The sequence below is a fragment of the Paracoccaceae bacterium genome (assembly GCA_019454225.1).
Lineage (GTDB): Bacteria > Pseudomonadota > Alphaproteobacteria > Rhodobacterales > Rhodobacteraceae.
This window is the reverse complement of sequence record CP075370.1, coordinates 2576184-2600681: the sequence shown is the minus strand read 5'-3', so window position 1 is coordinate 2600681 and position 24498 is coordinate 2576184. Positions and strand designations below refer to the sequence as shown.

21 protein-coding genes are annotated in these 24498 nt (G+C 69.9%); 11 read left to right on the top strand and 10 right to left on the bottom strand.

The window, feature by feature from the left end; all coding sequences use genetic code 11:
- The first annotated feature begins 70 nt into the window (after positions 1-70).
- Entirely contained in the window at positions 71-916 is an 846-nt protein-coding gene (locus tag KF887_12265; protein QYK40210.1) for an SH3 domain-containing protein, read from the top strand.
- A gap of 25 nt (positions 917-941) precedes the next feature.
- Here KF887_12265 and KF887_12260 read toward each other — a convergent pair whose 3' ends face one another.
- The 7 genes from KF887_12260 to hpt form a co-directional block, all read right to left on the bottom strand.
- A complete protein-coding gene (locus KF887_12260; GenBank protein QYK40209.1) occupies positions 942-1907 on the bottom strand; it encodes a DUF3421 domain-containing protein in 966 nt (321 codons plus the stop codon).
- A 94-nt stretch (positions 1908-2001) separates the two neighbouring features.
- Entirely contained in the window at positions 2002-5052 is a 3051-nt protein-coding gene (locus tag KF887_12255; GenBank protein QYK40208.1) for a valine--tRNA ligase, read from the bottom strand.
- A gap of 53 nt (positions 5053-5105) precedes the next feature.
- A complete protein-coding gene (locus KF887_12250; protein ID QYK40207.1) occupies positions 5106-6728 on the bottom strand; it encodes a hypothetical protein in 1623 nt (540 codons plus the stop codon).
- Between the two features lie 71 nt (positions 6729-6799).
- Positions 6800-7687 (bottom strand): cytochrome c, encoded by an 888-nt coding sequence (locus KF887_12245; protein QYK40206.1) that lies wholly within the window; start codon positions 7685-7687, stop codon positions 6800-6802.
- A 104-nt stretch (positions 7688-7791) separates the two neighbouring features.
- Entirely contained in the window at positions 7792-7974 is a 183-nt protein-coding gene (locus KF887_12240; protein QYK40205.1) for a hypothetical protein, read from the bottom strand.
- The gene (locus tag KF887_12235; GenBank protein QYK40204.1) at positions 7962-8582 is read right to left on the bottom strand and encodes a mismatch-specific DNA-glycosylase; all 621 of its coding nucleotides are present in this window, start codon (positions 8580-8582) and stop codon (positions 7962-7964) included. Before KF887_12235 ends, KF887_12240 begins: the two co-directional genes overlap by 13 nt.
- Complete coding sequence (gene hpt, locus KF887_12230) at positions 8579-9124, bottom strand: hypoxanthine phosphoribosyltransferase (protein ID QYK40203.1); 546 nt, start codon at positions 9122-9124, stop codon at positions 8579-8581. Before hpt ends, KF887_12235 begins: the two co-directional genes overlap by 4 nt.
- Before the next feature lie 69 nt (positions 9125-9193).
- Here hpt and KF887_12225 point away from each other — a divergent pair, with 69 nt between their 5' ends.
- Entirely contained in the window at positions 9194-9664 is a 471-nt protein-coding gene (locus KF887_12225) for a type II toxin-antitoxin system RatA family toxin (GenBank protein ID QYK40202.1), read from the top strand.
- A gap of 51 nt (positions 9665-9715) precedes the next feature.
- Here the strand turns inward: KF887_12225 and KF887_12220 are convergent, their stop codons facing one another.
- Genes KF887_12220 through KF887_12210 form a run of 3 tightly spaced genes read right to left on the bottom strand, consistent with a single transcriptional unit; the run spans position 9716 to position 11795 of the window.
- Positions 9716-10186: a nicotinamide-nucleotide amidohydrolase family protein gene (locus KF887_12220; protein ID QYK40201.1), complete on the bottom strand. Its 471-nt coding sequence runs from the start codon at positions 10184-10186 to the stop codon at positions 9716-9718.
- A complete protein-coding gene (locus KF887_12215) occupies positions 10183-10671 on the bottom strand; it encodes a phosphatidylglycerophosphatase A (protein ID QYK40200.1) in 489 nt (162 codons plus the stop codon). The genes KF887_12220 and KF887_12215 overlap by 4 nt, the downstream gene beginning before the upstream one ends.
- The gene (locus KF887_12210) at positions 10668-11795 is read right to left on the bottom strand and encodes a bifunctional 2-C-methyl-D-erythritol 4-phosphate cytidylyltransferase/2-C-methyl-D-erythritol 2,4-cyclodiphosphate synthase (GenBank protein ID QYK40199.1); all 1128 of its coding nucleotides are present in this window, start codon (positions 11793-11795) and stop codon (positions 10668-10670) included. The genes KF887_12215 and KF887_12210 overlap by 4 nt, the downstream gene beginning before the upstream one ends.
- 192 nt (positions 11796-11987) lie before the next feature.
- On the opposite strand from KF887_12210, the gene dusB reads away from it, so the two are divergent.
- The 9 genes from dusB (at position 11988) to hfq (ending at position 24489) form a co-directional block, all read left to right on the top strand.
- Complete coding sequence (gene dusB / locus KF887_12205) at positions 11988-12959, top strand: tRNA dihydrouridine synthase DusB (protein ID QYK40198.1); 972 nt, start codon at positions 11988-11990, stop codon at positions 12957-12959.
- Positions 12956-14062 carry a PAS domain-containing protein gene (locus KF887_12200; GenBank protein QYK40197.1) on the top strand — a complete coding sequence of 369 codons (1107 nt, stop codon included), beginning with the start codon at positions 12956-12958 and terminating at the stop codon, positions 14060-14062. The genes dusB and KF887_12200 overlap by 4 nt, the downstream gene beginning before the upstream one ends.
- Positions 14063-14175: 113 nt before the next feature.
- A complete protein-coding gene (locus tag KF887_12195; GenBank protein QYK40196.1) occupies positions 14176-15543 on the top strand; it encodes a response regulator in 1368 nt (455 codons plus the stop codon).
- Between the two features lie 100 nt (positions 15544-15643).
- Positions 15644-17899 carry a PAS domain-containing sensor histidine kinase gene (locus tag KF887_12190; GenBank protein QYK40195.1) on the top strand — a complete coding sequence of 752 codons (2256 nt, stop codon included), beginning with the start codon at positions 15644-15646 and terminating at the stop codon, positions 17897-17899.
- A 10-nt stretch (positions 17900-17909) separates the two neighbouring features.
- Positions 17910-19322 carry a sigma-54-dependent Fis family transcriptional regulator gene (locus KF887_12185; protein ID QYK40194.1) on the top strand — a complete coding sequence of 471 codons (1413 nt, stop codon included), beginning with the start codon at positions 17910-17912 and terminating at the stop codon, positions 19320-19322.
- A gap of 134 nt (positions 19323-19456) precedes the next feature.
- On the top strand, positions 19457-21070 hold the full coding sequence (locus KF887_12180; protein ID QYK40193.1) for a M10 family metallopeptidase C-terminal domain-containing protein: 1614 nt from the start codon (positions 19457-19459) through the stop codon (positions 21068-21070).
- A gap of 67 nt (positions 21071-21137) precedes the next feature.
- Positions 21138-22514: a Trk system potassium transporter TrkA gene (gene trkA / locus KF887_12175; GenBank protein QYK40192.1), complete on the top strand. Its 1377-nt coding sequence runs from the start codon at positions 21138-21140 to the stop codon at positions 22512-22514.
- A gap of 71 nt (positions 22515-22585) precedes the next feature.
- Complete coding sequence (locus tag KF887_12170) at positions 22586-24049, top strand: TrkH family potassium uptake protein (GenBank protein QYK43560.1); 1464 nt, start codon at positions 22586-22588, stop codon at positions 24047-24049.
- A 206-nt stretch (positions 24050-24255) separates the two neighbouring features.
- Entirely contained in the window at positions 24256-24489 is a 234-nt protein-coding gene (gene hfq / locus KF887_12165) for an RNA chaperone Hfq (GenBank protein QYK40191.1), read from the top strand.
- The last annotated feature ends 9 nt before the right edge of the window (positions 24490-24498 follow it).

The following is a 24498-nucleotide window of genomic DNA, read 5'->3' as shown; positions in this document are numbered from 1 at the left end:
ATTCGCCACAGGGCTTGCCCGAATCGCGCGCCGGGGCGACGCTTCGTGCAACCTGCGCGGGAGGCGGACCATGGCACAGCGACACGACGGCAGCCGCCCGGGGGTCCTGATGGCGCTGTGCCTCGCCGTGGCGCTGCTGCTGCCTGGGGGCGCGCTCGCGCAGGCGACCGCCCGGGCCGAGGCGGTAGCCCAGCCCGGCGATCTGGTCGTGACCGGCATCTCGCCGGGCAGCACGGTCAGCCTGCGCGCGGGGCCGGCCAATGCCTTTCCGGCCGTGGCCGATGTGCGCCACGGCCAGGTGCTGCGCGGCCTCGGCTGCGCGAACCACATCACCGGCCGCTGGTGCGAGGTGGAAACGCGCGAGGCGCGGCCCAGGCGCGGCTTTCTGAAGGACGATTTCGTGACCGAGGCCGTCCTGCGCCCGCCGCCCGAAGACCCGGCGGGCGGACCCGACTACTATGCCGTGCGCGGCCTGCCGCCGGGCGACCGTCTCAATGTGCGGCGCGAACCCTCGGCTCTGTCGCCCGCCCTCGCGACCCTGCGCGAGGGCGAGGTCGTGCAGAACCTCGGCTGCCGCACCACCGGCGGCGCGCGCTGGTGCCGCATCCGCTCGACCGAGGGCATCGACGTGACCGGTTGGGTCGCGGGCCGCTTCCTGCGGGAATCCGGGCCGCCGCGCCCGCCACCGGGCGGAGGCGACATCTTCGTGGTCGCGGGCCTGCCTGCGGGTGACCGGCTGAACCTGCGCGCCGAGCCTTCCACCCGTGGCCGTATCCTCGCCACCCTCGGGCCGGGCGAACGGGTGCGCAACCTCGGCTGCCGCAGCTCGGGCAGCACGCGATGGTGCCAGGTGCGCACACTGGGCGGCGTGGAGGTGACGGGCTGGGCCAGCGGCCGCTACCTGCGCGGGGGCTGAGACCGCGCCACCCCCGCCGCCCCGGTCAGAAGGTCAGCAGATCGAAGCGGGAAATGGTCACCTCGCTGCCGCCGTCGGCGATGTTGCAGCCGCGGAATCCCATGCGGAACTTGCCGACCAGCGGCATCCCCTGATCCCAGCCCCGGCAGATGTACAGCTTGTCGCCGTTCGCCTCGTAGCCGCCCTCGACCGCATCGGACGGGATCGCGCCGTCAAACGCCCGCCAGTTGCCCTGGCCGGTCAGCAGCTGATAGGGCGCCACGCGATGCTCGGCGCCGCCATAGCCGATGGCGCAGATGTCGCTGCTCCACATCCCCGTCATGCCGGGGTGAAAGCCGCCGTTGAAGAAGGCGCCGCAGACGAACACCTGCATCCCGTCGGGCGCAAGCCCGCCCATCACCAGATGACCGCCCAGCGAACCGGGGCCCGCGTTGATCCAGCCATAGCTTTGCGGTGCCGCGGCCTGCGGCGGCTGCGCCGGCGCCGTGGCTGCGGGGTTCTGCACGCAGTCGTAGATGCGCCTGGTCATCATGTTCGACCCGCGCAGCGAAAAGCTCACCGTCTCGTAGCCCCGCCCCGGCACGTCATAGCCGAAGCTGATCGCGCTGCGGTTGGCGAACATGTCCAGAAGGCCGTCGGGTTCGTCGTTGGGCGACTGGTAGACCCGCCATTCGGGCCAGTGCGGCATTTCGATCTGCGTGGCCGTGCGCGGATCGCTGTCAAAGAACACATCGACCCGCTCGCTGCCGCCCGGAACATGGCTGCGGCCGGTGCGGAAGCCGAAGGCGGTGAAGGCGGCGTTGTGCTCGAACACCAGCGCCGAGCCATCGGCCGCCGAGAGCACTGCGTGGCAGTGCTGCACGCGCCCGCCCTCGGCGGTGCGCATCAGCGTCCAGTCGTCCACCCTGTCGAAGGGTTGGGTCTCGGCAAGGGCGGGGATCGGCAGCGCAAGCGCCATGGCCAGCAGGGTGCAGCGCATCAGGGACGGCATGAAAGACCTCCGGGAGGGTGACATCACGCGATCGTGTATCACGCCCCCAGACCCGCGGTCACCGGATTCGGGCCACCCCCGCCCTGCCGCAGGTTCAGCCGAGTTCGCCCAGCCGCGCGAGCGCCGACTGCAAGGCCGCCGCCTCCTCCTCGCGCGCCTCCAGATTGGCGCGGGCCTCGTCGATCACGTCCTCGGGCGCCGACCGCACGAAGTTCGGGTTGTCCAGCCGCCCGCGCAGCCCGCCGATCTCCTTGCCCAGCTTTTCCATGGCCTTGGCCAGCCGCGCCTTCTCGGCGGCGATGTCGATCACGCCCTCCAGCGGCAGGGCGAACCGCGCGCCCTCGGCCGCCACCGTCAGGCTGCCCCTCGGCGCCGCAGCCTGCTCGGTCAGCGTCTCGATCCGCGCCAGCCGCCGGATCAGCGTGGCGTTCCGGTCCCAGGCGCCGCGCGCCGCCTCGTCCATCGCCAGCGCCACCATGTCCAGCTTCAGCCCCACCGGAACCCGCACCTGCGCCCGCGCCGACCGGATGTCGTCGATCAGCCGGATCACCCAGTTCATCTCGCGGTCGGCCTGCGGATCGATCAGCGCCGTGCCATAGTCGGGCCAGCGCTCCAGCGCCAGCGTGCCGGGATCGCGGCGGGTGTCCTGCCACAGCGCCTCGGTGACGAAGGGCATCATCGGATGCAGCAGGATCATGCACTGGTCCAGCACCCAGCCCATCGTCGCCCGGGTCTCGTCCGCCGCCTCGCCGTCGAACAGCGGCTTGGCGAATTCCACGTACCAGTCGCAGACCTTGCCCCAGACAAAGCGGTACAGCGCATCGGCCGCCTGGTCGAACCGGTACTCGGCCAGCGCCGCATCCACCGCGGCCCGCACGCGGCCGGTCTCGCCGATGATCCAGCGGTTGACGGTGGCGGTGGCGGCGGGCGGTTCGGTCAGGGTCCGGTGCCCCTCCCACACGCCGTTCAGTTCCGCAAATCGGCAGGCGTTCCACAGCTTCGTGCCGAAATTCCGATACCCGGCAATGCGTTGCGTGTCGAGCTTCAGAACCCCGCCAAGGCTGGCCATCGCCGCATTGGCAAAGCGGAGCGCATCCGCGCCGTATTCGTCGATGATCTCCAAGGGGTCGATGACGTTGCCCAGCGACTTCGACATCTTCTTGCCCTTGGCGTCGCGCACCAGGCCGTGCAGGTAGACGGTGTGGAACGGGATGTCATCCACCACGGCCAGCTGCATCATCATCATCCGGGCAACCCAGAAGAACAGGATGTCCTGCCCGGTGATCAGCACCGAGGTCGGGAAATAGCGCTGCATTTCCGGGGTGTTCTCGGGCCAACCCAAAGTGCCGATGGGCCAGAGGCCCGACGAGAACCAGGTGTCGAGCACGTCGGGGTCGCGTGACAGATACACCTCGGCGCCCTTGCCCTGTTCGTCGGGCAGCTTGAAGGACGTGGCCCGATCGATCAGGTGGATCTCAACCTCCGGCCCGTAGTAGGCGCGGGCCTCGGCCAGGAACTCTGCCTCGGTTGCGGCGCAGAATGTCCGCCACTTCGGGTGTTTCCCCAGGACGCCCAGGTCCCGTTCGACCGGCACGCCATCAACCACCTCCGGCCCATACCAGACCGGAATCTGGTGCCCCCACCAGAGCTGGCGGCTGACGCACCAGGGCTCGATGTTCTCCAGCCAGTGAAAGTAGGTCTTTTCGCCGCTCTCCGGGATGATCTTCACCCGGCCCGACCGCACCGCCTCCAGCGCCGGTTCGACGATCTTGGCCGTATCGACGAACCACTGGTCGGTCAGCATCGGCTCGATGACGGATTTCGACCTGTCGCCAAAGGGTTGCATGATCTTCTTCGCCTCGACCAGCGGCACCGGGGCGTCGGCCCCCTCGGTGCCGGGTTTCAGCGCGGCCTTGCCGAGGCGCGGATCGTCCGCGCGCGTCATGACGGCCAGGCCTTCCGCCGTGATCTGCTGCACCACCAGGTCGCGGGCATCCGCGCGATCCCGGCCCCTGAGGTCCATCGGCACGAGGTTGACGTGGTCCGTCTCCTCTTCGGTCAGCACCCGTTCGCCACGGGCAACCTGTCCGGCAATCCTGGCGGCGAACTCCGCGGGCATTCCGTCGTTGCGCATCCGCGCGCCGGCGTCCATCAGCCGGTAGCAGGGAATGCCGTGCCGCCGGGCCACGGCATAGTCGTTGAAGTCATGCGCGCCGGTGATCTTGACCGCGCCCGACCCGAACGCGGGATCGGGATATTCGTCGACGATGATCGGGATCAGCCGCCGTTCGCTCTTGGGGCCAATCGGAATTTCGCAGAGTTTGCCGACGATTGGCGCGTATCTCTCATCCGATGGATGAACGGCCACCGCGCCGTCGCCCAGCATCGTCTCGGGCCGGGTCGTGGCGATGCTGATATAGTCCCGCGTTTCGCGCAGGGTCACGTTGCCCTCGGCGTCGCGCTCGACATACTCATAGGTCTCCCCCCCGGCGAGGGGATACTTGAAATGCCACATGTGGCCGTCGACCTCGATGTTCTCGACCTCCAGGTCGGAAATCGCGGTCTCGAAATGCGGGTCCCAGTTCACCAGCCGCTTGCCGCGATAGATCAGGCCCTTGTTGTAAAGGTCCACGAACACCTTGATCACGGCGTCGTGGAAATTGCCCGCCTCGTCCGCGGGCGCCCCCGGCGCCCCCGACATGGTGAACGCCTCGCGGTCCCAGTCGCAGCTTGCCCCCAGCCGCTGCAACTGCCCGATGATCGTGCCGCGCGACTTCCGCTTCTGCTCCCAGACGCGGGCGGTAAAGGCCTCGCGCCCCATGTCACGGCGCGACGGCTCGCCGTTCCTCGCCATCTCGCGCTCGGTCACCATCTGCGTGGCGATGCCCGCATGGTCGGTGCCGGGTTGCCACAGCGTGTCGTGGCCCCGCATCCGGTGCCAGCGCGTCAGGATGTCCTGCAGCGTGTTGTTGAAGGCATGGCCCATGTGCAGGCTGCCCGTCACGTTCGGCGGCGGGATCATGATGCAGAAGGTCTCGGCCCCCGGCGCGGCCCCCGCGCCGGCCCGGAAACACTTGCGGTCCTGCCACAGGCGGCTGATCCGCGCCTCGGCCTCGGCGGTGTTGAAGGTCTTGTCCATCGGCATCCTCGGGTCGTCCGGCGCGGGGTGTAGCGCGCGGGGGGGCGAAGGGAAAGGGTTCAGAACGGGCCCGCGTCGATCACCCGGAAGGCATTGGCCCGGCGCCGCCGGTCCTCGGCCCGGGCCGCGTCGATCGCCGCCAGCACGTCGCCCTGCACCCCCGTCAGCCCGCCGCGCAGCGTGGCGTCGCGGTCGGCCGCAAGACCCGCCGCCACCGCGGCCAGCGCCCCGCCATGATCGCCCGCCCGCAACAGCACCCGCGCCAGCGTGTGATGCACATGCGGCACGCCCGGCGACAGGCCGCAGGCCCGGCGCGCATGGTCCCCGGCCGCCGCCTCGCCCAGGGCCAGCGCCGCCTCGGCCCGCACCCGCCACAGGTCGGCGTCCAGCGGGTTCAGCGCCAGCCCCCGCACCGCCAGCGCATCGGCCGCCGCCGCCTCGCCCGCCGTCAGCAGCAGGAAGAACGCGGCCTCGCGCATCAGGTGCCAGTTCCAGGGTTCCGCCGCCACGAGCGCGGCATAGCCCGCCCGCGCGCGCTCGATCCGCCCGGCCCGGGCCGCCTCGCGCGCGGCCTCCAGCGCGGTCTCGCCCTCATGCACCCGCAGCGCGCCATGCCGGGCCGTCACCACCGCGCCCAGGTCCGGCCCCGCACCGCGTTGCAGCACCCGCGTCCGCAGCGCCCCCGCCTCGTCCTCCGGCTTCCACAGCCGCAGGTCGCGCCGCGCCTCCAGCACCGCATCGAGCGCGGCAAAGTCCAGCCCGGTCGAGATCGAGGTGCCATAGCCCTCGAACTCCGGCACCGCGCCGCCGCCGGGGGGCGTGGCATGGGCGTAGTCGGAAAACACCATCACCCCGCCCGGCCGCAGCAGGCCGAGGCAGCGGTCGATCGCGTCCAGCGCGCCGAAGTGATGCGTCACGGGCAGCACCTGCCCCCAGGTCGTGACGGGCAGCGCCTCGGGCCGGGGCAGGGCGGCACGGTCCACCGGCACATGGCGCACCTGCAACCCCAGGCGCGGCCCCAGCCATGCAAGATCGACCAGCCCGGCATCCGGCCCGGCCAGCGCCGCCCGCAGCGCGGGCGCCATCGCGGCATCCGCCCCGTCCAGCACGCCGCGCACCTCGCGCCGCCAGACCTGCGCATCGCGGACCGCCAGCAGGTCGAAGGGCATCACGTCCAGGATATAGGTGCCCAGGATCGCGTCGAACCCGCCGCCCGGGTCATCGCCAGGTATCGCCAGGTCGAACACCCGCGTCTCCGCCACCCCCGCGTGCCCCTCCAGCACGCCCGAGGCGGCCATCGCCTCCAGCACCGAGGGCGACCCGTCGCTGACCACATAGCGCGTCGCGGCATGGACATCGGGCGCCCGGTCCCGCAGCACCGACAGGAAGATCCGGGCAAAGACACCGGTTCCCGCCCCGATCTCGAGAATCCGGAGCCCGCGCGCCCCGGGCCGGGCCGCCAGCACGATCTCGGCCGCATCCTCGGAAAGCCGCCCGCCGCAGGTCGCCGCGTAGGGCACATCGCCCGACAGGAACGGTTGCGCCCCCTGCGCCTGCCAGCCCGCCCGCGCCAGCCGGAACCGGGCCGAGGTCCAGACCGGCCCGAACTCCTCGACCGGCACACCCCGCGCGGCACCCTGGCGCAGGGCGTCGGCGGCGGATGCGGGGTCGGGCGGGGTCATGGCGGGCACCTCGGCAGCGGCGCCCGACCTTGGCACGGCCCGCGCCCCCGGGCCAAGCGGCTTTGCCAGCCTCAGTTCACCGGCGGCACCCGCTTCAGATAGGCGGCGATGGCGGCGCGGTCGGTCTCGGGCAGGCGCGCCATGTTTTCCACGACATGCGCCATATGCCCCCCGGCCACGTCATATTCGGGCGTGAACCCGGTGGTCAGATAGGCCACGATGTCCTCTTCCGACCAGTCCAGCGCGCCCGGCGTGATGTTCGGCACCCGCCCCGGCCCGGACGGATTCGGCGCCCCGGCCAGCCAGCGCGCGCGGTCCAGCCCCCCCAGCGCGTTGCGCGGGGTGTGGCATTCGCCGCAATGCGCCAGCGCCTCGACCAGATAGCGCCCGCGCCCCTCGGTCGGGGTCAGGTTTCCGGCCAGCGCCCAGTCGCCGCCGCCGAACAGCAGTTTCCAGCCGCCAAGGCTGCGGCGGATGTTGAAGGGAAACCCCACCTCATGCGGCAGGCTCGGCGTCGCGTCGGCGGGCAGGCGCGGCCAGAAGGCCCAGAGGTCGGCGATGTCCTGCAGGCTTGCCCTGCCATAGGCGGCATAGGGGAAGGCGGGGTAGTAATGCTGCCCCTCGGGCGACACGCCGCGCTGCACGGCGCTGGCGAAATCCGCCAGCGACCAGTCGCCGATTCCCTGTGCCGGATCGGGCGAGATGTTCGGGGCGATGAAGGTGCCGAAGGCGGTGGCGAACCGCTGGCCACCCGACAGGACGCGCTGCGCCTCGCCCGTGGCGCCCGGCGCCATGTGGCAACTGGCGCAGCCCGCCGCATGGAACACCGCCTCGCCCCGGTCGGCGTCGCCCGACAGCCCGGCGGTGGCCGACGGCGGCAGCGCCCGCGCGCCGGTCAGCCACCATCCCGCCCCCGCGCCCAGGATGATCAGCCCCAGAAGGATGCGCCCCAGTCTCATGCCTGCCTCCGTTGTTCCGGCTTTCGCGCAACCTTGGGCTGCGCGCCGCACGCGGGCAAGACACGAAGCCGCAACCGGCCGCGCACCGGCAATCCGCCGCCGGATCAGAACCGGGGCGGGCGCGGCGTCCGATCCAGCGTCAGCCAGTCGGGCCAGCCGATGAACATCTCCACCGCCACCAGCAGCAGGCAGGCGGCGATCACCCCGACCACCAGCACCACCCGGCCCCAGGACGGCGGATTCTGCGCCAGGCGCCGCATCCGCAGCAGCAGTCTCAGCGGATCCATTCCGGCCCTCCCGCCCCCTGCGCCCGTTGCGCATCCCCCGTTGCCGCCGCGCGCCCTGTCGGGACGGATGCCATACGCGGAACCGACGCGGGCGGGACGGCTGCGGGACGGGGCAGGGCGGCAAGGTGGTCCGCCATCTCCTGCCAGGGCCCGATGCGGAAATGGCTGCGGGCCAGCCCCGAGGGCGACGGCAGCGCAAAGATCGCCACCCCCGGCAGCCGGTCGTCGCCGGCCTGCCGGCCGGGCCGCACGTCGCGCCGCCCCAACCCGATCCGCGCCGCCGTCAGCGAGGTGAAGCCCACCGCCCGGGGCGCGATGGCGGCCATCGCGGCCAGGAACCGCCCGGGGTCGAAGGCATCCGGCGGCAGGTCGGCGTCCTGCCCGGCCACGGTCTTTGCCAGGTCGGTCAGGCCCAGCCCCAGGGCCGGCAAGGTCCGGTCCTCGGCCGGGGAAAGCCGCCTTGGCGTCATCCCGGTCTCATGAAGAATCGTCCAGAACCTGTTGCCCGGATTGGCATAATAGTGACCGCGCCGGGCCGACGCATGGCCCGGCGCGGTGCCGCAGAACACCGCGAGCAGTCCCGGCGCAAGGTGGTCGGGCAGGATCATGTCGCATCCGTGAACCGCACCTTGCCGATATAGGGCAGGTTGCGATTGCGTTGCGCAAAGTCGATTCCGTAACCCACGACGAACTCGTCCGGAATCGAGAATCCCACCCAGTCGGCCGCCACCGGCACCTCGCGCCGCGACGGCTTGTCCAGCAGCGCGCAGACCTTCAGCCGCGCCGGCCTGCGCGCCCGCAGCAGCGTGATCACATGCGACAGGGTAAAGCCGGTGTCGATGATATCCTCGACCACCAGCACGTCGCGGCCCGCAATCTCGCCGCGCAAGTCCTTGAGAATCCGAACTTCCCGGCTGGATGTCATCGCGTCGCCATAGCTCGACGCCTCCAGGAAGTCGACCTCGACGGGCAGGTCGATCTCGCGCACAAGGTCCGCGATGAACACGAAGGACCCGCGCAGCAGGCCCACCACGACCAGCTTGTCGGTGCCGTGGAAATGCGCCGTGATCTCGCGCGCCAGCGCCTCGACCCGGGCCGCGATGGCCTTGGCGCTGATCATGCTGTCGATGACATATGGGGTCTGAGACATGCCGCCCTCTTGATTTCCCGTCCCGTCCTACGCAATTGGCAGGCTCGTGTCACCAGAGCCCAAGGCCGCATGCCCACCCATCGCGAAGTCAAGTCCCTGCCGTGGTCGGCCGCCCAGATGTATGCGCTGGTCGCCGATGTCCCGAGCTATCCGAAGTTCCTGCCCTGGAACGCCGCCGCCCGTGTCCGGTCACGCAGCCCGATCCCGGGCGGCGAGGTGATGGAAGCCGATTTGGTGATAAGTTTCAAGGTGTTCCGCGAAAAGTTCGGCAGCCGTGTCACGCTCTATCCGCAGCGCCACCGCATCGAGACCGAGTATATCGACGGCCCCTTCAGGCACATGCGTTCCACCTGGGAATTCCGCCCGCGCGACGATGGCGGATGCGAGGTTGATTTCTTTGTGGATTTCGAGTTCCGCAACGCCATCCTGCAGGGCATCATCGGGGTCGTCTTCAACGATGCGATGCAACGCATCGTGCGCGCCTTCGAGCGCCGCGCGGCCGAACTTTACGGGCCGGGCGTCATATCAAAAAAACACTGATTTCTCGGCATATTGCGAGCCATTGCTGCGATACCGCATGAAGGCCCGCCGTCAGGCCAGCGCCCGCAGGACCATGGCCAGCGCATGATCCCGCGCCGTGGCCCGCACCGCGGCCCGGCCGCGGGCGCCGAACTCCACCGTCTCGGTCAGCGTGTCGCGTCCCGCAACCGCAAGCCCGAAGCACACGCGCCCCTCGGGCTTGAACTCGGATCCGCCGGGCCCGGCGATTCCCGTCACCGAGACCGCCACCTGCGCCGCGGACCGCGCCAGCATCCCCTCGGCCATCTCGCGCGCCACCGCTTCGCTGACCGCGCCATGGGCGGCCAGCGTCGCCTCGGCCACCCCCAGCAGGTCGCGTTTCGCCGCGTTGGAATAGGTGACGACACCGCGGTCGAACACATCCGACGATCCCGCCACATCGGTCAGCGCCGCCGCCACCATCCCGCCGGTGCAGCTTTCCGCGGTCGCCAGCCGCCACCCTGCCGCCCGCGCCGCCGCCAGGATTCCGGCCGCCGCGCTCATCGCGGCACCATGTGCCACAGCCCGCCCAGGACCACCACGCCACAGCCGGCGAACACCCCGGCCCACAGGTCGTCCAGCATCACCCCCGCCGGGTCGCCGCGCCGGTCGGCCTGGCCCACCGGACCCGGTTTCCAGATGTCGAACAGCCGGAACAGCGCAAGACCCGCCAGCCATGCGGGCCAGGGCATCCAGCCCGCATGGCCCATCGACCAGAAGGCATAGGCCGGGAAGCACAGCGTCATCCACATGCCCGCGACCTCGTCGATCACGATTTCGGCCGGGTCCTCGCCCGGGCGGTTCCGCAATGCCACGCCGCAGGCCCAGAGGCCCAGCGCGGTCACCGCGACAGTGGCCGCGACCAGGCCCGGGAAGCCGCCGAAACGGGCGATGACCAGCCCGAGCGGCAGGGCAGCCAGCGAACCCCAGGTGCCCGGCGCCGGGCGCAGCAGGCCGACATAGCCGAATGTGGTGATGGCGCGGATCATGGGCTGACCAGCGTGACCGTGGCGATGGCCGCGATCCCCTCTTGTCGGCCGGTGAAGCCAAGCCGCTCGGACGTGGTGGCCTTGACGCTGACGCGGCTTGCCTCAACCGCCATGATGCGACCGAGTTCCGCAGCCATCTCAACGGCATGCGGGCCGATCTTCGGACGCTCGCAGATCAGCGTCACATCGGCGTTGCCGATGCGGAATCCGCGCGCCGCCGCGCGGTCCGCCGCATGGCGCAGGAAGATGTGGCTGGCCGCGCCCTTCCACTGCGGGTCCGAGGGCGGGAAATGCCGCCCGATGTCGCCCTCGGCCAGCGCGCCATAGATCGCGTCGGTCAGGGCATGCATGCCCACGTCGGCATCGGAATGGCCCAGAAGGCCCCGGTCATGCGGCACCTTCACGCCGCAGAGCCAGACATGGTCGCCCTCGCAGAAGGCGTGCACGTCGAACCCGTTGCCCGTCCGGATATCCATCGACCGTCCTCGCATGATCGCCTCGGCCCGGGCGAAATCGCCGGGGAAGGTGAGCTTCAGGTTGTCCTCGTCGCCCTCGACGATGGCCACGTCAAGCCCCGCCGCCCGCGCCACCGCCACATCGTCGGCGGCCTCGCCGGCATGGCCCCGGTGCGCCGCAAGGATCGCGGCAAACCGGAACGCCTGGGGGGTCTGCGCCCGGTAGAGCCCCGCGCGGTCCTGCACCCCGGCCACCAGCCCCCCGGCCCCCCGCCACAGCGCGTCGCTGACCGGCAGCGCCGGGGCCGCGGCGGGGTGGCCGTTCAGCGCCGCGATCAGGCGCGCGACCAGCCCGGCCGTCGGGAAGGGCCGCGCGCCGTCATGGATCAGCACGATGTCGGGCGGATCGTCGGCCAGCGCCTCCAGCGCCGCGCGCACCGATGCGGCGCGCGTCTCGCCGCCCTCGACCAGCCGCAGGCCGGGCAGGGCGGCCTTGGCCATCGCGCGGTCGGCGGGGTGGATCGCGGCCACCACGGGCCCGTGGGCGGCCAGCGCCGCGGCAGCATGGGCGGCCAGCGGGCGACCGGCCAGCGGGCGCCACTGCTTGGGCAGGTCGCCGCCCATCCGCGTGCCGCGCCCCGCCGCGACGATGACCGAGGCGATGCGCATCGCCACCCCCTGACCCGTTTGCTCCGTCAGGCTTAGTCGACCGCCCGCCGCCTGACAATCGGGCGGGTCGCGCCGCGTCACTGCCCAAAAAACAGGCAAAGCCCGGAAATGTGACATTCGCAGTCCGGCGCGGATTTGCTCCGGGGGCGGGTTCCGGGTAGGTCTGGAAAGGTTCGCACAAGGAAAAGGCACATGCCCCCCCGCGCCCTGTTCCGCCTGCCCGATCCGCCGGTGCTGCTCGCGCCGATGGCAGGCATCACCGACCTGCCGTTCCGGCGGATCGTGGCGCGTTTCGGTGCCGGGCTGACGGTCAGCGAAATGGTCGCCAGCGACGAGGTTCTGCGCGACCGCCCCGAGGCGCGGGCCCGTGCCGCCGGTATCGGGCCCGGCGAGGCGGTGCAGATCGTCGGCCGCGACCCCGCGCTGATGGCCGATGCCGCACGGCTGGTGGCCGATGCCGGCGCCCGCCAGATCGACATCAACATGGGCTGTCCCGCCCGCCGCGTGACCACCGGTGCCTGCGGCGCGGCGCTGCTGGCCGAACCCGACCGCGCGCTGGCGATCATCGATGCGGTGGTGGCGGCGGTGGACGTTCCCGTGACGCTGAAGACCCGGCTGGGATGGGACGACACCGCCCACACCGCGCCCGGCCTCGCCGCCCGGGCCGAGGCCGCAGGGGTGGCCATGATCACCATCCATGGCCGCACGCGCTGCCAGTTCTACAAGGGCCGGGCCGATTGGGCCGCGATCCGCGCGGTGCGCGCGGCCGTCGCGGTGCCGGTCATCGCCAACGGCGACATCACCGGCGCCGACAGCGCCCGCGCCGCGCTGGACGCCTCGGGGGCGGCGGGCGTGATGATCGGGCGCGGCGCGCAGGGCCGGCCCTGGGTCCTGGCGCAGATCGCCCATGCGCTGCACGGCGGGCCCGCGCCGCAGGTCCCCCGGGGCAGCGCCCTGGCCGATCTGGTCGAGGAACATCATGCCATGGCGCTGGCCTTCTACGGGCGCGACCTGGGCACCCGGGTCGTGCGCAAGCATCTGGCCTGGTATCTGGATGCCGCAGGGGCCACGCGCGGCGCGGCGCTGACGTCGGACGATCCGGCGGCCGTTGCCCGCCACCTGCGCGCCGCGCTGTCCGATGCGCCCGAAAGGGCCGCGGCATGACCGCCTATCGCGCGCCCTACCCGGTTCCCGGGGTCATCTGGGCATCCCTGCCCATCCCGGCGCTGCTGATCGACGGGGCAGGCAAGATCATCGAGGTCAACCCCGCCGCCGAAAGCTTCCTGAACGCCTCGGTCCGCAGCCTCAAGGGCGCGCCGGTCTGGGACCGCGTCTATATCGACGCGCCGATGGACGAGGCGCTGACGCGGGTGCGCGCCAACCGCGCGGCCATGGTCATCAACGAGGCGCATGTCACCACCGGCGAACGCCCGCCGGTCTCCTGCACGGTGCAGGTGGCGCCGATGCACGACAACCCGGGCATCGTGATGCTGCTGATCTCGCCCCGCGAACTGGCGGGGCGGCTCGGCCGCGCCTCGGCGGTGAAATCGGCCGCGAAATCGGCGATCGGCATGGCCGAGATGCTGGCGCATGAAATCAAGAACCCGCTGGCCGGCATCACCGGCGCGGCGCAACTGCTGGCCATGGGCCTGTCGCCCGAGGACCGCGAGCTGGCCGACCTGATCGTCGAGGAAAGCCGCCGCATCGTCAAGCTGCTGGAGCAGGTCGAGCAGTTCGGCAACCTGCGCCCGCCCGAACGCCGCGCGGTCAACATCCATGACGCGCTCGACCGCGCGCGGCGGTCGGCGATGGTGGGCTTCGCCGCCCGGATGACCATCGTCGAGGACTACGATCCCTCGCTGCCCCCCACCTATGCCGACCCCGACCAGCTGATGCAGGTGTTCCTGAACCTGATCAAGAACGCCTCCGAGGCGGCCGGATCGCAGGGCGGCACGATCCGGCTGCGCACCTATTACGACCTGTCGCTTCGCCTGCGCCGCAAGGACGGGCCCGGCCGCTCGCTGGCGCTGCAGGTCGAGGTCATCGACAACGGCCCCGGAATCCCGCCCGACATCGCCGGAAACGTGTTCGAACCCTTCGTCAGCGGCCGCGAGAACGGCACGGGGCTGGGGCTGGCGCTGGTCAGCAAGATCATTTCCGACCACGACGGATGGGTCGCGGTGGATTCCGTGCCGGGGCGCACGGTGTTCCGCGTGTCGCTGCCGGTGGCCACCCGGGAGGACGGGGCGATGACACCCGAAAGCTGATGCGGCCAGCGGGCGGACCGCGCGGCGCGGCCGCGCTTCCGGCCGCGATGCGGGATTTTGAGGCAAGAGCAGGGGCAGGCCGCAGGTGCGGTTGCCCGGGGAAGGAATAGGCGATGGATGGCACGGTTCTGGTAGCCGACGACGACCGCACGATCCGCACGGTGCTGACGCAGGCGCTGACACGCGCGGGGTGCAAGGTGCACGCGACATCCAGCCTGATGACGCTGATGCGCTGGGTCGAGGAAGGCAAGGGCGACCTCGTGATCTCGGACGTGATCATGCCCGACGGCAACGGTCTGGATGCCCTGCCGCGCATCGGCAAGCTGCGCCCGGGTCTGCCGGTCATCGTGATCAGCGCGCAGAACACGATCATGACGGCGATCCAGGCCGCCGAGGCCGAGGCCTATGACTACCTGCCGAAACCCTTCGACCTGCCCGACCTGATGAAGCGTTCGGCCCGCGCGCTGGACCTCAAGCGCCGTGCGCCGGCCCGCCCGGCCTCGGCCCCGCGCGAGGCGGGCGACGAACTGCCGCTGGTCGGGCGCACCCCCGCCATGCAGGCGCTGTACCGTCTGGTCGCGCGGGTGATGAACAGCGACCTCGCGGTGCTGATCACCGGCGAATCCGGCACCGGCAAAAGCCTGATCGCCCGCGCGATCCACGATTTCTCGGACCGGCGGAACCAGCCCTTCGTGGTGGCGCAGGCCGCCGACCTGGCGGGCGTCGAGGGCCCCGCGCAACTGATGAACCGGGTGCGCGGCGGCAGTCTCGTGTTTGACGAGGTGGCCGACTACGACGAGGAGACGCAGGCCCGCATCGTCCGCATGCTCGACCTGGCGACCGATCCGGCCCCGCGCGTGATGGCGACCAGCCAGGTCGACCTGTCGGCGCGGATGGAATCCGGCCAGTTCCGGCAGGACCTGTTCTACCGGCTGGGTGGCGTCACGCTGCATGTTCCGGCCCTGCGCGAACGGGTCGACGACATCCCGCTGCTGGCCGAGCATTTCCTGGCGCGCGGCGAACGCGACAGCGGGCAGGTCCGGAAACTGTCGTCCGAGGCGCGCGAACTGGTGCGCAGCTATTCCTGGCCGGGCAATGTGCGGCAGCTTGAAAACACGCTGAAGCGCCTTCTCGTCACCAGTTCGGAACCCGAGATCACCCGCGCCGAGGTCGAGGCCGTGCTGGGCAGCCAGCCCGCGCTGGAACCGCTGCGCGGCGGCGGCGAGGGCGAAAAGCTGTCGGCCAGCGTGGCCCGCCACCTGAAGCGCTATTTCGACCTGCACGGCGGCGCGCTGCCACCCCCCGGCGTCTATCAGCGCATCCTGCGCGAGATCGAGGCGCCGCTGATCGAGATCGCGCTGGATGCCACCGCCGGGAACCAGGCACGCTGTGCCGACCTTCTGGGCATCAACCGCAATACCCTGCGCAAGAAGATCACCGATCTCGATATTCGCGTGACACGGCGTCGAAAGCTGATGTAAAACCGCCACAGGGTGCGTGACGCAAGAGTCGCGCCCCAAGATGTGGGGGCGTGCCGGTTCGGCCTGCGCCCTGTGGAGGGTTCATTCGGTGGTGGCCAGCATGTCGAGCACGGGCGCCGGGCGGACGTGGGATCGGCTGTCGCGGCTGCGCCGCCAGCGCCGGGTGCAGGCCGCCATGACCTTCGGCCTGGTGGTCCTGGGGCCGGTGCTGGCGCTCGGCACCTTCCTGATCCTCGGACCGATGAACCAGGGCGCGAACTCGCCCGCGCTGCGGCTGATCCTGCTGGCAGACTTCGTCTATGTGCTGGTCGTGGCGGCGCTGGTGCTGGCCCGGGTGGCGCGGATGATCTCGGACCGGCGCAGCCAGTCCGCCGGGTCGCGCCTGCACCTTCGTCTGTCGGGTGTCTTTGCGTTTGTGGCGCTGGTGCCCACGGTGATCGTGGCGGTCTTTGCCGTGCTGACCGTCAATGTCGGGCTCGAGGGGTGGTTCTCGCAGCGGGTGCGCGATGTGGTCGGCACCTCGCTGGCCGCCGCGCAGGCCTATGACGGCGAACACCGCCGCGACCTGACCGAGGATACCGGCGCGCTGGCCGCCTATCTGAACGTGGCCAAGCAGTCGACCTTCTTCCTTGCCGACGACCAGTTGCGCCCGGTGCTGACGCAGGGCCAGGCAGCGATCCAGCGCGGCCTGAAGGAGGTGTTCCTGATCGACGGCGCGGGCACGCTGATGACGCGGGGCGAACGGTCCTACCTGTTCGATTTCGAAACCCCGCCGCAGGAGGTGATCGACCGCGCGCGGGAAACCGGCGAGACGGTGCTGATCGACGACTGGCCGAACGACGAACTGCGCGCGGTCGTCCATCTGGATGCCTATGCCGACCGTTACCTCTATGTCACGCGTACCGTCGACGGCTCGATCCTGTCGCTGCTCGACGACACCCGCGAGACCGTGCGCCTGTATCAGCAGCTCGAGTCCGAGCGCGGGCGGCTTCTGTTCGAGTTCGGGCTGCTCTACCTCGGCTTTGCCCTGATCCTGATCCTTGCGGCGGTCTGGCTGGGCCTGTCCTTTGCCGAACGGCTGTCGCGCCCGGTGGGGCGGCTGGCCAGCGCGGCGCAGCGGGTCGGCGGCGGCGATCTGGACGTGCAGGTGCCCGAGGAGGACGGCGACGACGAGATCGCGATGATGGGCCGCCTGTTCAACCGGATGACGCGCCAGCTCAAGGCGCAGCGCGAGGCGCTTGTCGAGAACACGCGGGCGATCGAGGGGCGCCGGCGGCTGTTCGACTCGGTCCTGTCCTCGGTGACCGCCGGGGTGATCGGCCTCGATGCCGAGGGGCGCATCGACTTCGTGAACCGCGCGGGCGAACGGCTGCTGGACATGGGTGCCGCGCATGGCCTGTCGATCGACGCCGCCGTGCCGGAATTCGCCCCGCTGTTCGAACGGCTGCGCGACGGGGTCGGGGCGGCCGTGCAGGAAGAGGTGCGGCTGACCCGCAAGGGGCGCATGGAAAGCCTGCTGGTCCGCATGGCGGGCCGCCGGTCGGACACCGGGCGGCTGGAGGGCTATGTGGTGGCGTTCGATGACGTGACCGATCTGGTCAGCGCGCAGCGGATGGCCGCCTGGGGCGACGTCGCCCGCCGCATCGCGCATGAGATCAAGAACCCGCTGACGCCGATCCAGCTGTCGGCCGAACGCATCAAGCGCAAGTTCCGTGGCCAGGTGGACAACCCTGACGACCTTGACCAGTATGCCGATGTCATCGTGCGCCAGACCGGCGATCTGCGCCGCATCGTGGACGAGTTCTCGAAATTCGCCCGCATGCCCGAACCCGACCGGCGCGAGGAAGACATCGTTCGGCTGGTCCGCGATGCGGTGACACTGCAGACGGCGGGGATGCCCGGGGTCCGCCTGGTGTCGGACCTGCCCGAAGGGCCGGTGACGATGGATCTGGACGCCACCATGATCGGTCAGGCCCTGACGAACCTGATCAAGAACGCAGGCGAGGCCATTGAAACGCTTCAGCAAAAAGGCGCGCCGGACGGGCACGTGCCCGAGGTGCGCGTGGCGCTGGAAACCGGCCCCGACCAGGTGGTGATCCGGATTTGCGACAACGGCACGGGCCTGCCGCCCGATCGCGCGCGGCTGTTCGAACCCTATGTGACGACACGCGAAAAGGGCACCGGCCTGGGCCTGCCCATCGTCAGGAAGATCATCGAGGAACACGGCGGCACACTGGCGCTTGAAGACGCCGATCCCTTCGCCCCGGGTGCGCATCCCGGCGCCATGGCGGTGATCCGCCTGCCGCGCCTGGTGCGTGCCGCGCGGCGGCGGGGTGCCGCAGGACAGGCGGGATAGGAGAACTGGAATGAGCATCCTGATCGTGGACGACGAAAAGGATATCCGCGAACTGATCGGCGACATCCTGCGCGACGAGGGCTATGCCGTGCGTCTGGCGGGCAATTCCGACGACTGCATGGCCGAGATCAACGCCGAGGCCCCGGCGCTGATGGTGCTGGACATCTGGCTCAAGGACAGCCGGATGGACGGGATCGACATCCTCAAGACGGTCAAGCGCGACAACCCCGACGTGCCGATCATCATCATCTCGGGCCACGGCAACATCGAGATCGCGGTGGCCGCGATCAAGCAGGGCGCCTATGACTTCATCGAAAAGCCCTTCAACATCGACCAGCTGCTGGTCGTGGTCAGCCGCGCCATGGAAACCTCGCGCCTGCGCCGCGAGAATACCGACCTGAAGCGCCGCGAGGTCTCGTCGGCCGAGATGCTGGGCGGCTCGCCCGCCTTCCGCACCCTCAAGGGCCAGCTGGACAAGGTGACCAAGTCGAACGGCCGGGTGATGCTGACCGGCCATCCCGGCAGCGGCAAGGAACTGGCCGCGCGTTACATCCACACCCATTCGAACCGCGCGCAGGCGCCCTTCGTCACCGTCACATCGGCCACGATCGAGCCCGAGCGCATGGAAGAGGTGCTGTTCGGCCGCGAAACCCCCGAGCGAGGGGTCGAGAAGGGGCTGCTGGAGCAGGCCCACGGCGGCGTGATCTATTTCGACGAGGTGGGCGACATGCCCATCGGCACGCAGTCGAAAATCCTGAGGGTCCTGGTCGAACAGCAGTTCACCCGCGCCGGCGGCACCGACAAGGTGCGGGTCGACCTGCGCGTGATCAGCTCGACCTGCCGCGACCTCGCCGCCGAGATCCGCGCGGGCCGGTTCCGTCAGGAACTGTTCGACCGGCTGAACGTCGTGCCGATCGCGGTGCCCAGTCTCGAGGAACGGCGCGAGGACATCCCCGAGCTTGCCGCGCATTTCATCGGCCATTTCCACCGCACACAGGGCCTGCCACAGCGCCGCCTGTCCTCCGAGGCCGAGGCGATGCTCCAGACGATGCAATGGCCCGGCAACATCCGTCAGCTGCGCAACGTGATCGAGCGGGTGCTGATCCTCGGCGACGGCGGCGAGGTGATCGAGGCGCGCGAACTGCCGGGGCAGGACACCCCGTCCGACGGCGGCGGGCGCATGTTCCTGGGCGGCACGATGGCCACGCTGCCGCTGCGCGAGGCGCGCGAACTGTTTGAAAAGGAATACCTGCTGACCCAGATCAACCGCTTCGGCGGCAACATCAGCCGCACTGCGGGCTTTGTCGGCATGGAACGCAGCGCGCTGCACCGCAAGCTTAAATCGCTGGGCGTGGTGACCACTTCCAAGTCCGGCATGCGCGTGGCGCAGGCCGATGACGACGGGATGGACGACGACGACTGACAGGCCGCTGCGCCGGCCCGGCGCGGGCGGGACAGGGCGGTATGTCGAATCGGCGGGGTGTGATAGCCTTCAGGCCGCACAGATTGCGCATTTCCCGAGGAGTTCAGTCATTCCAGTAATGTAAGGATCGTTCCATGCCGACCTACGTGATTTCTTCGACGACCGACTTTTCCAACCAGATCATCCCCGAGGTCGATGCCGTCACCTTCCAGTCGTTCGCCGGCTCGGGTACCCTCACGGCGACCTTTCACATCGCCCAGTTCAACCACTCCGAGGCGGATCCGCCGCCGATCACGATCACCGGCGGTCTGGGGCGCAATCACCTGGTCCTGCACTTCGGGCAGCATTTCGGCACATCGCCGCAATACAATCTCGAGGATGACTTCCAGTTCGTGAACTGGTCCTTCCAGGATCGCGTGACACTCTATGGCACCGGCGGCGACGACCAGGTCCGCGGGACGTCGGCAAGCGAACGGATCTATGGCGGGAGCGGCGAGGACTTCCTGGTTGGCAATGGCGGCATCGACACGCTCTATGGCGGTGCCGGCAACGACTGGATCGTTCTGGATGACGACGGCGACACGGCCTACGGCGGTTCGGGGAACGATCTGATCGGCGTTCACGGCAGCGGCACGGCTTCGGCGAACATCGATCTTTCGACCGGAAACGGCACGGTCGGGAACTCCACCTTTTCCGGCTTCGAACGGATCGACTTCGAGGCCGAGGGCGGCACCCACACCGTGCTGGGCGCCAACGGGCAGGACACGCTCCGGGCCTTCCAGGAGGCTCTGGTGACCTTCGATGGCGGTGGCGGCAATGACAAGCTGCGGATCGGCCATGGCGTGACGGGCAGCGTGGACGGGGGCAGCGGCTTTGACGACCTGATCTTCCTGCCCTCGTTGGGCATCGGAGGCGGCATCTTCGTCGAATCCATCGCCCTGACGATCGACATCTCGGACGGCGGCGGTGGCCGTGACATCGGCACGGGGCTGACGCTCAGCGGCATCGAACAGTTTCTGGTCGTGCAGGGCGGCACCGCCGGCGACTACATTCGCGGCAGGTCGGCGGATGATTTCATCCAGGGACACGACGGCAACGACACCATCATCGGCGGCATGGGCGCCGATGCCCTTTTCGGCGACAACGGCATCGACACGCTCAGCTATGCGTTCGACAGGGCGGGCGTGAACGTCAATCTGGCAACCGGCGCCGCCTCCGGCGGCGAGGCCGAGGGCGACTCGTTCCAATCCTTCGAGAACCTCACCGGCGGTCTGGGCAACGATACCCTTACCGGTTCGGCAGGGACCAACGTGCTGACCGGAAACCGCGGCAACGACGTTCTGGACGGCGGCGCCGGCAACGATTCGCTGTTCGGAGGCTCGGGCAACGATACGCTGGTCGGCGGCAACGGCGCCGATGTCATGACAGGCGGTTCCGGTGCAGATGTGTTTGTGTTCCGTCGCGTGGCTGAAAGCGGCCCGACCAAGTCCGACCTGATCACCGATTTCACGCGCCGGCAGGACATCATCGACCTGTCGGAAATCGGCGTGGTGCGCGGCTTCGACACGCTGGTGTTCAACTTCATCGGCACGGCCGCCTTCACGGCCGGAACGCCCGGCCAGCTGCGATACGAACTCGGCGTGGGCACCACCACGATCTATGGCGAGACCACCGGCGACGGCGTGGCGGACCTTCGGATCGTGCTGACGGGCACCTACAAGCTGACCGCCGACGACTTCGCGCTCTGACCCCCGCCGTTGACCGCGCCCGACGGTTCTGCGATGCAGAGCCGTCGGTCCGGGTGGAGCCTAGGGGATGAAGGTGATCATCTGCGGCGCGGGCCAGGTCGGCTGGCAGATCGCCCGCCATCTGGCAGGCGAAAGGAATGACGTGACCATCGTGGACGTCAGCGCCGATCTGGTGCGCCGCGCCACCGACACGCTGGACGTGCAGGGCGTGGTGGGCTTTGCCTCCTGGCCCGACGTGCTGGAACGCGCGGGCGCGCGCGACGCCGACATGATCATCGCCGCCACCCATTCCGACGAGGTGAACATGGTCACCTGCCAGGTGGCCCATTCGGTGTTCGGCATCACCCGCAAGATCGCCCGGCTGCGCGCGCAGAACTATCTGGCCGACCGCTATGCCGATCTCTACCGCCGCGACCACCTGCCGATCGACGTCGTCATCAGCCCCGAGCAGGAGGTGGCCGAGGCCGCGCTGCAACGCATCGCGGCCCCCGCGACCTTCGACACCGAAAGCTTCATGAACGGCCGGGCGCAGCTGCTGGGCATCCTGCTGGACGATGACTGCCCGGTGCTGAACACACCGCTTCGGCAGCTCACCGAACTGTTCTCGACCCTGCGGGCCATCGTGGTGGGCGTGCGGCGCGACGAACGTCTGTTCGCGCCCGATGCGGGCGACCAGCTTTTCGCGGGCGACCGCATCTATGTGTTCACCCATACCGAGGATGTGAACCGCACGCTGGACATCTTCGGCAAGACCACGCGCAAGTTGGAACGCATCGTCATCGTGGGCGCGGGCAATGTGGGACTCGGCGTTGCCCGGGCGCTTGAAACCCGCGCCGACCGGATGCGCGTCAAGCTGATCGAGAAAAGCCGCACCCGCGCCGAGATCGCCGCCGACACGCTGGAACGCACCATCGTGCTGAACGGCGACGGGCTCGACATCGCGCTTCTGGAAGAGGCGGGCATCGACAAGGCCGACGTGATGCTGGCGGTGACCGACGACGACAAGACGAACCTGCTGGTGGCCGTGCGGGCCAAGCAGGCGGGCTGCCGCATGTCGATCGCTCTGGTGAACGACCCGACGCTGGTGCCGCTGATGGGCGCGCTCGACATCGACGCCTACATCAACCCGCGCGGCACCACCGTGTCGTCGATCCTGCGGCACATCCGCCATGGCCGGGTGCGCGCGATCTATTCCATCGGCGATGCCGAGGCCGAGGTGATCGAGGCGCAGGTCCTGTCGACCTCGCCGCTCTCGGGCCGCCTGATCCGCGAGATCGAGTTTCCCGAGGGCGTGCTGGTCGGCGCGCTGATGAAGGGCGACCGCGTGCTGAAACCCACGGGCGACCTGCGCGTCGATGAGGGCGATGTGATCGTGCTCTGGGCCATGGCCAAGGACGTGCCCGAGGTGGAGCGCCTGTTGCAGGTCTCCATCGACTTCTTCTGACGGCCGCCGCGGTGCGCGCGATCCTCGGCCTGCCGCTTCTGGTGATCCTGACCGGGCTTTCCGCCGTGGTCATGCTGGTCCCTGCGGTCTACGGCCACCTGCATGACGATCACCGCGTGGCCCGCACCTTTCTTTACGCCGGTGTCACGATCTTCCTGCTGACGGCCATGGTCGGGGTCGCCATGGCGGGCCAGCGGCCGCGGAACGTGCCGCGCCGGCATCTGGCGATGCTGGCCGGGGCCTATCTGCTGCTGCCGCTGCTCTATGCCGTGCCCTTCGACCAGGCGGTGCGCGACACCTCGTTTGTCAACGCCTGGTTCGAGATGGTGTCCTGCTTCACCACCACCGGCGCCACGGTCTACGAAACCCCCGGCCGCCTCTCCCCCACGCTGCACCTGTGGCGCGGGCTGGTGGGCTGGTTCGGCGGGCTGTTCGTGCTGATCTCGGTGTCCGCGATCCTGGCGCCGATGGACCTCGGCGGCATCGAGGTGGCATCGGGCCGCGTGCCGGGGCAGGGCGGTGCCGCGCGCGACGCGCCCACGCGCCTGACCGACCCCTCGGCGCGGCTTGTGCGGCAGACGCTGGTCATCGCCCCGGCCTACGCCGCCCTGACCCTGCTGCTCTGGGTCGGGCTGCTGACGGCGGGCGAAAGCGCGCTGCCCGCCCTGATGATGGCGATGGCCACGGTCTCGACCAGCGGCATCGTCGCCGGGGCGGGAAACGGGCTGCACCAGTCGCCCGTCGGCTTTGCGGGCGAGGCGATGGTCTTTCTCGTTCTGCTCACCGCGCTGACCCGGCGCAGCCTGCCCGGCGCCGTGCGGATCGACCTGTCGCCCGGCCCGATGTCCGACCCCGAGATCCGCCTGGCAGCTGCCTTCCTGGTCACCGTGCCCACCGTGCTGTTCCTGCGCCACTGGGCGGGGGCATGGGACGGCGACACCGTCAACGATCTGGGCGCCGGGGCGCGGGCGCTCTGGGGGGCGCTGTTCACCACGCTGTCGTTCCTGACCACCACCGGGCTTGAAAGCGCCGACTGGCAGGCTGCCCGGTCATGGTCGGGCCTCGGCGCGCCGGGGCTGATCCTGCTCGGCCTCGCGATGATCGGGGGGGGCGTGGCCACCACGGCGGGGGGGCTGAAGCTGCTGCGCGTCTACGCCCTGATCCGTCATGGCGAGCGCGAGATGGATCGCCTTGTCCATCCGTCCTCGGTCGGCGGGGGGGGCGAGACGGCGCGGCGCCTGCGCAACCAGGGGGCCTATGCCGCATGGATATTCTTCATGCTCTTCGCCCTGACCCTGACCGTCGGGGTCGGGGCGCTGGCGCTTGCGCGGTTGCCCTTCGAACCCGCGCTGGTGCTGACCATCGCCGCGCTCACCACCACCGGCCCGCTGGCGAACCTTGCCGCCGAGACGCCGATCTCGATCATCGAACTGTCGACCACGGCCAAGGCGATCCTCGGCGTCCTGATGGTGCTGGGCCGGGTCGAGGTGCTGGCGATCCTCGCGCTCCTCGCGCCGTCGGGCTGGCGGCGCTAGGCGGCGCTGATGCAGGCCGGGCACGGCTGCGCCGGGTTCGGCTGTAACGGCCTGTTTTTGGGGCTGGATTGTCGGGGTGCCGAGGCCCATAGTGGCAAAGGTGCCCGGTGGGCACCGGGGACAGACGGGGCAGGCCGTGCGGGCGACGCCGGACATGTCCTGACGGACGAACCGCAAGAACCGCAAAGAAAAAAAGGCAACTCGACATGGCGGCCGACAAACAGAACCTTCAGGATGCGTTCCTGAACCATGTCCGCAAGGGCAAGGTGCCGGTGACGATATTCCTGATCAACGGGGTTAAACTTCAGGGTGTGATCACCTGGTTCGACAATTTCTGCGTGCTCCTGCGCCGGGATGGACAGTCGCAGCTTGTCTACAAGCATGCGATCTCCACCATCATGCCGGGCGCACCCATCAATCTCTACGAGGCAGACGACTGATCCCGCAGG

Excerpts from the sequence above, each read along its gene's own strand:
- KF887_12185 (QYK40194.1), top strand. The coding sequence starts at position 17,910 with ATGAGCATCCTGATCGTGGACGACGAAAAGGATATCCGCGAACTGATC.
- KF887_12235 (QYK40204.1), bottom strand. The coding sequence starts at position 8,582 with ATGATCCTGCCCGACCACCTTGCGCCGGGACTGCTCGCGGTGTTCTGC.
- hpt (QYK40203.1), bottom strand. The coding sequence starts at position 9,124 with ATGTCTCAGACCCCATATGTCATCGACAGCATGATCAGCGCCAAGGCC.
- KF887_12250 (QYK40207.1), bottom strand. The coding sequence starts at position 6,728 with ATGACCCCGCCCGACCCCGCATCCGCCGCCGACGCCCTGCGCCAGGGT.
- KF887_12190 (QYK40195.1), top strand. The coding sequence starts at position 15,644 with ATGTCGAGCACGGGCGCCGGGCGGACGTGGGATCGGCTGTCGCGGCTG.
- KF887_12210 (QYK40199.1), bottom strand. The coding sequence starts at position 11,795 with ATGCGCATCGCCTCGGTCATCGTCGCGGCGGGGCGCGGCACGCGGATG.
- dusB (QYK40198.1), top strand. The coding sequence starts at position 11,988 with ATGCCCCCCCGCGCCCTGTTCCGCCTGCCCGATCCGCCGGTGCTGCTC.
- KF887_12240 (QYK40205.1), bottom strand. The coding sequence starts at position 7,974 with ATGGATCCGCTGAGACTGCTGCTGCGGATGCGGCGCCTGGCGCAGAAT.
- KF887_12215 (QYK40200.1), bottom strand. The coding sequence starts at position 10,671 with ATGATCCGCGCCATCACCACATTCGGCTATGTCGGCCTGCTGCGCCCG.
- KF887_12260 (QYK40209.1), bottom strand. The coding sequence starts at position 1,907 with ATGCCGTCCCTGATGCGCTGCACCCTGCTGGCCATGGCGCTTGCGCTG.
- KF887_12170 (QYK43560.1), top strand. The coding sequence starts at position 22,586 with ATGCTGGTCCCTGCGGTCTACGGCCACCTGCATGACGATCACCGCGTG.
- KF887_12265 (QYK40210.1), top strand. The coding sequence starts at position 71 with ATGGCACAGCGACACGACGGCAGCCGCCCGGGGGTCCTGATGGCGCTG.
- KF887_12245 (QYK40206.1), bottom strand. The coding sequence starts at position 7,687 with ATGAGACTGGGGCGCATCCTTCTGGGGCTGATCATCCTGGGCGCGGGG.
- KF887_12255 (QYK40208.1), bottom strand. The coding sequence starts at position 5,052 with ATGCCGATGGACAAGACCTTCAACACCGCCGAGGCCGAGGCGCGGATC.
- KF887_12200 (QYK40197.1), top strand. The coding sequence starts at position 12,956 with ATGACCGCCTATCGCGCGCCCTACCCGGTTCCCGGGGTCATCTGGGCA.
- trkA (QYK40192.1), top strand. The coding sequence starts at position 21,138 with ATGAAGGTGATCATCTGCGGCGCGGGCCAGGTCGGCTGGCAGATCGCC.
- KF887_12195 (QYK40196.1), top strand. The coding sequence starts at position 14,176 with ATGGATGGCACGGTTCTGGTAGCCGACGACGACCGCACGATCCGCACG.
- KF887_12225 (QYK40202.1), top strand. The coding sequence starts at position 9,194 with ATGCCCACCCATCGCGAAGTCAAGTCCCTGCCGTGGTCGGCCGCCCAG.
- hfq (QYK40191.1), top strand. The coding sequence starts at position 24,256 with ATGGCGGCCGACAAACAGAACCTTCAGGATGCGTTCCTGAACCATGTC.
- KF887_12180 (QYK40193.1), top strand. The coding sequence starts at position 19,457 with ATGCCGACCTACGTGATTTCTTCGACGACCGACTTTTCCAACCAGATC.
- KF887_12220 (QYK40201.1), bottom strand. The coding sequence starts at position 10,186 with ATGAGCGCGGCGGCCGGAATCCTGGCGGCGGCGCGGGCGGCAGGGTGG.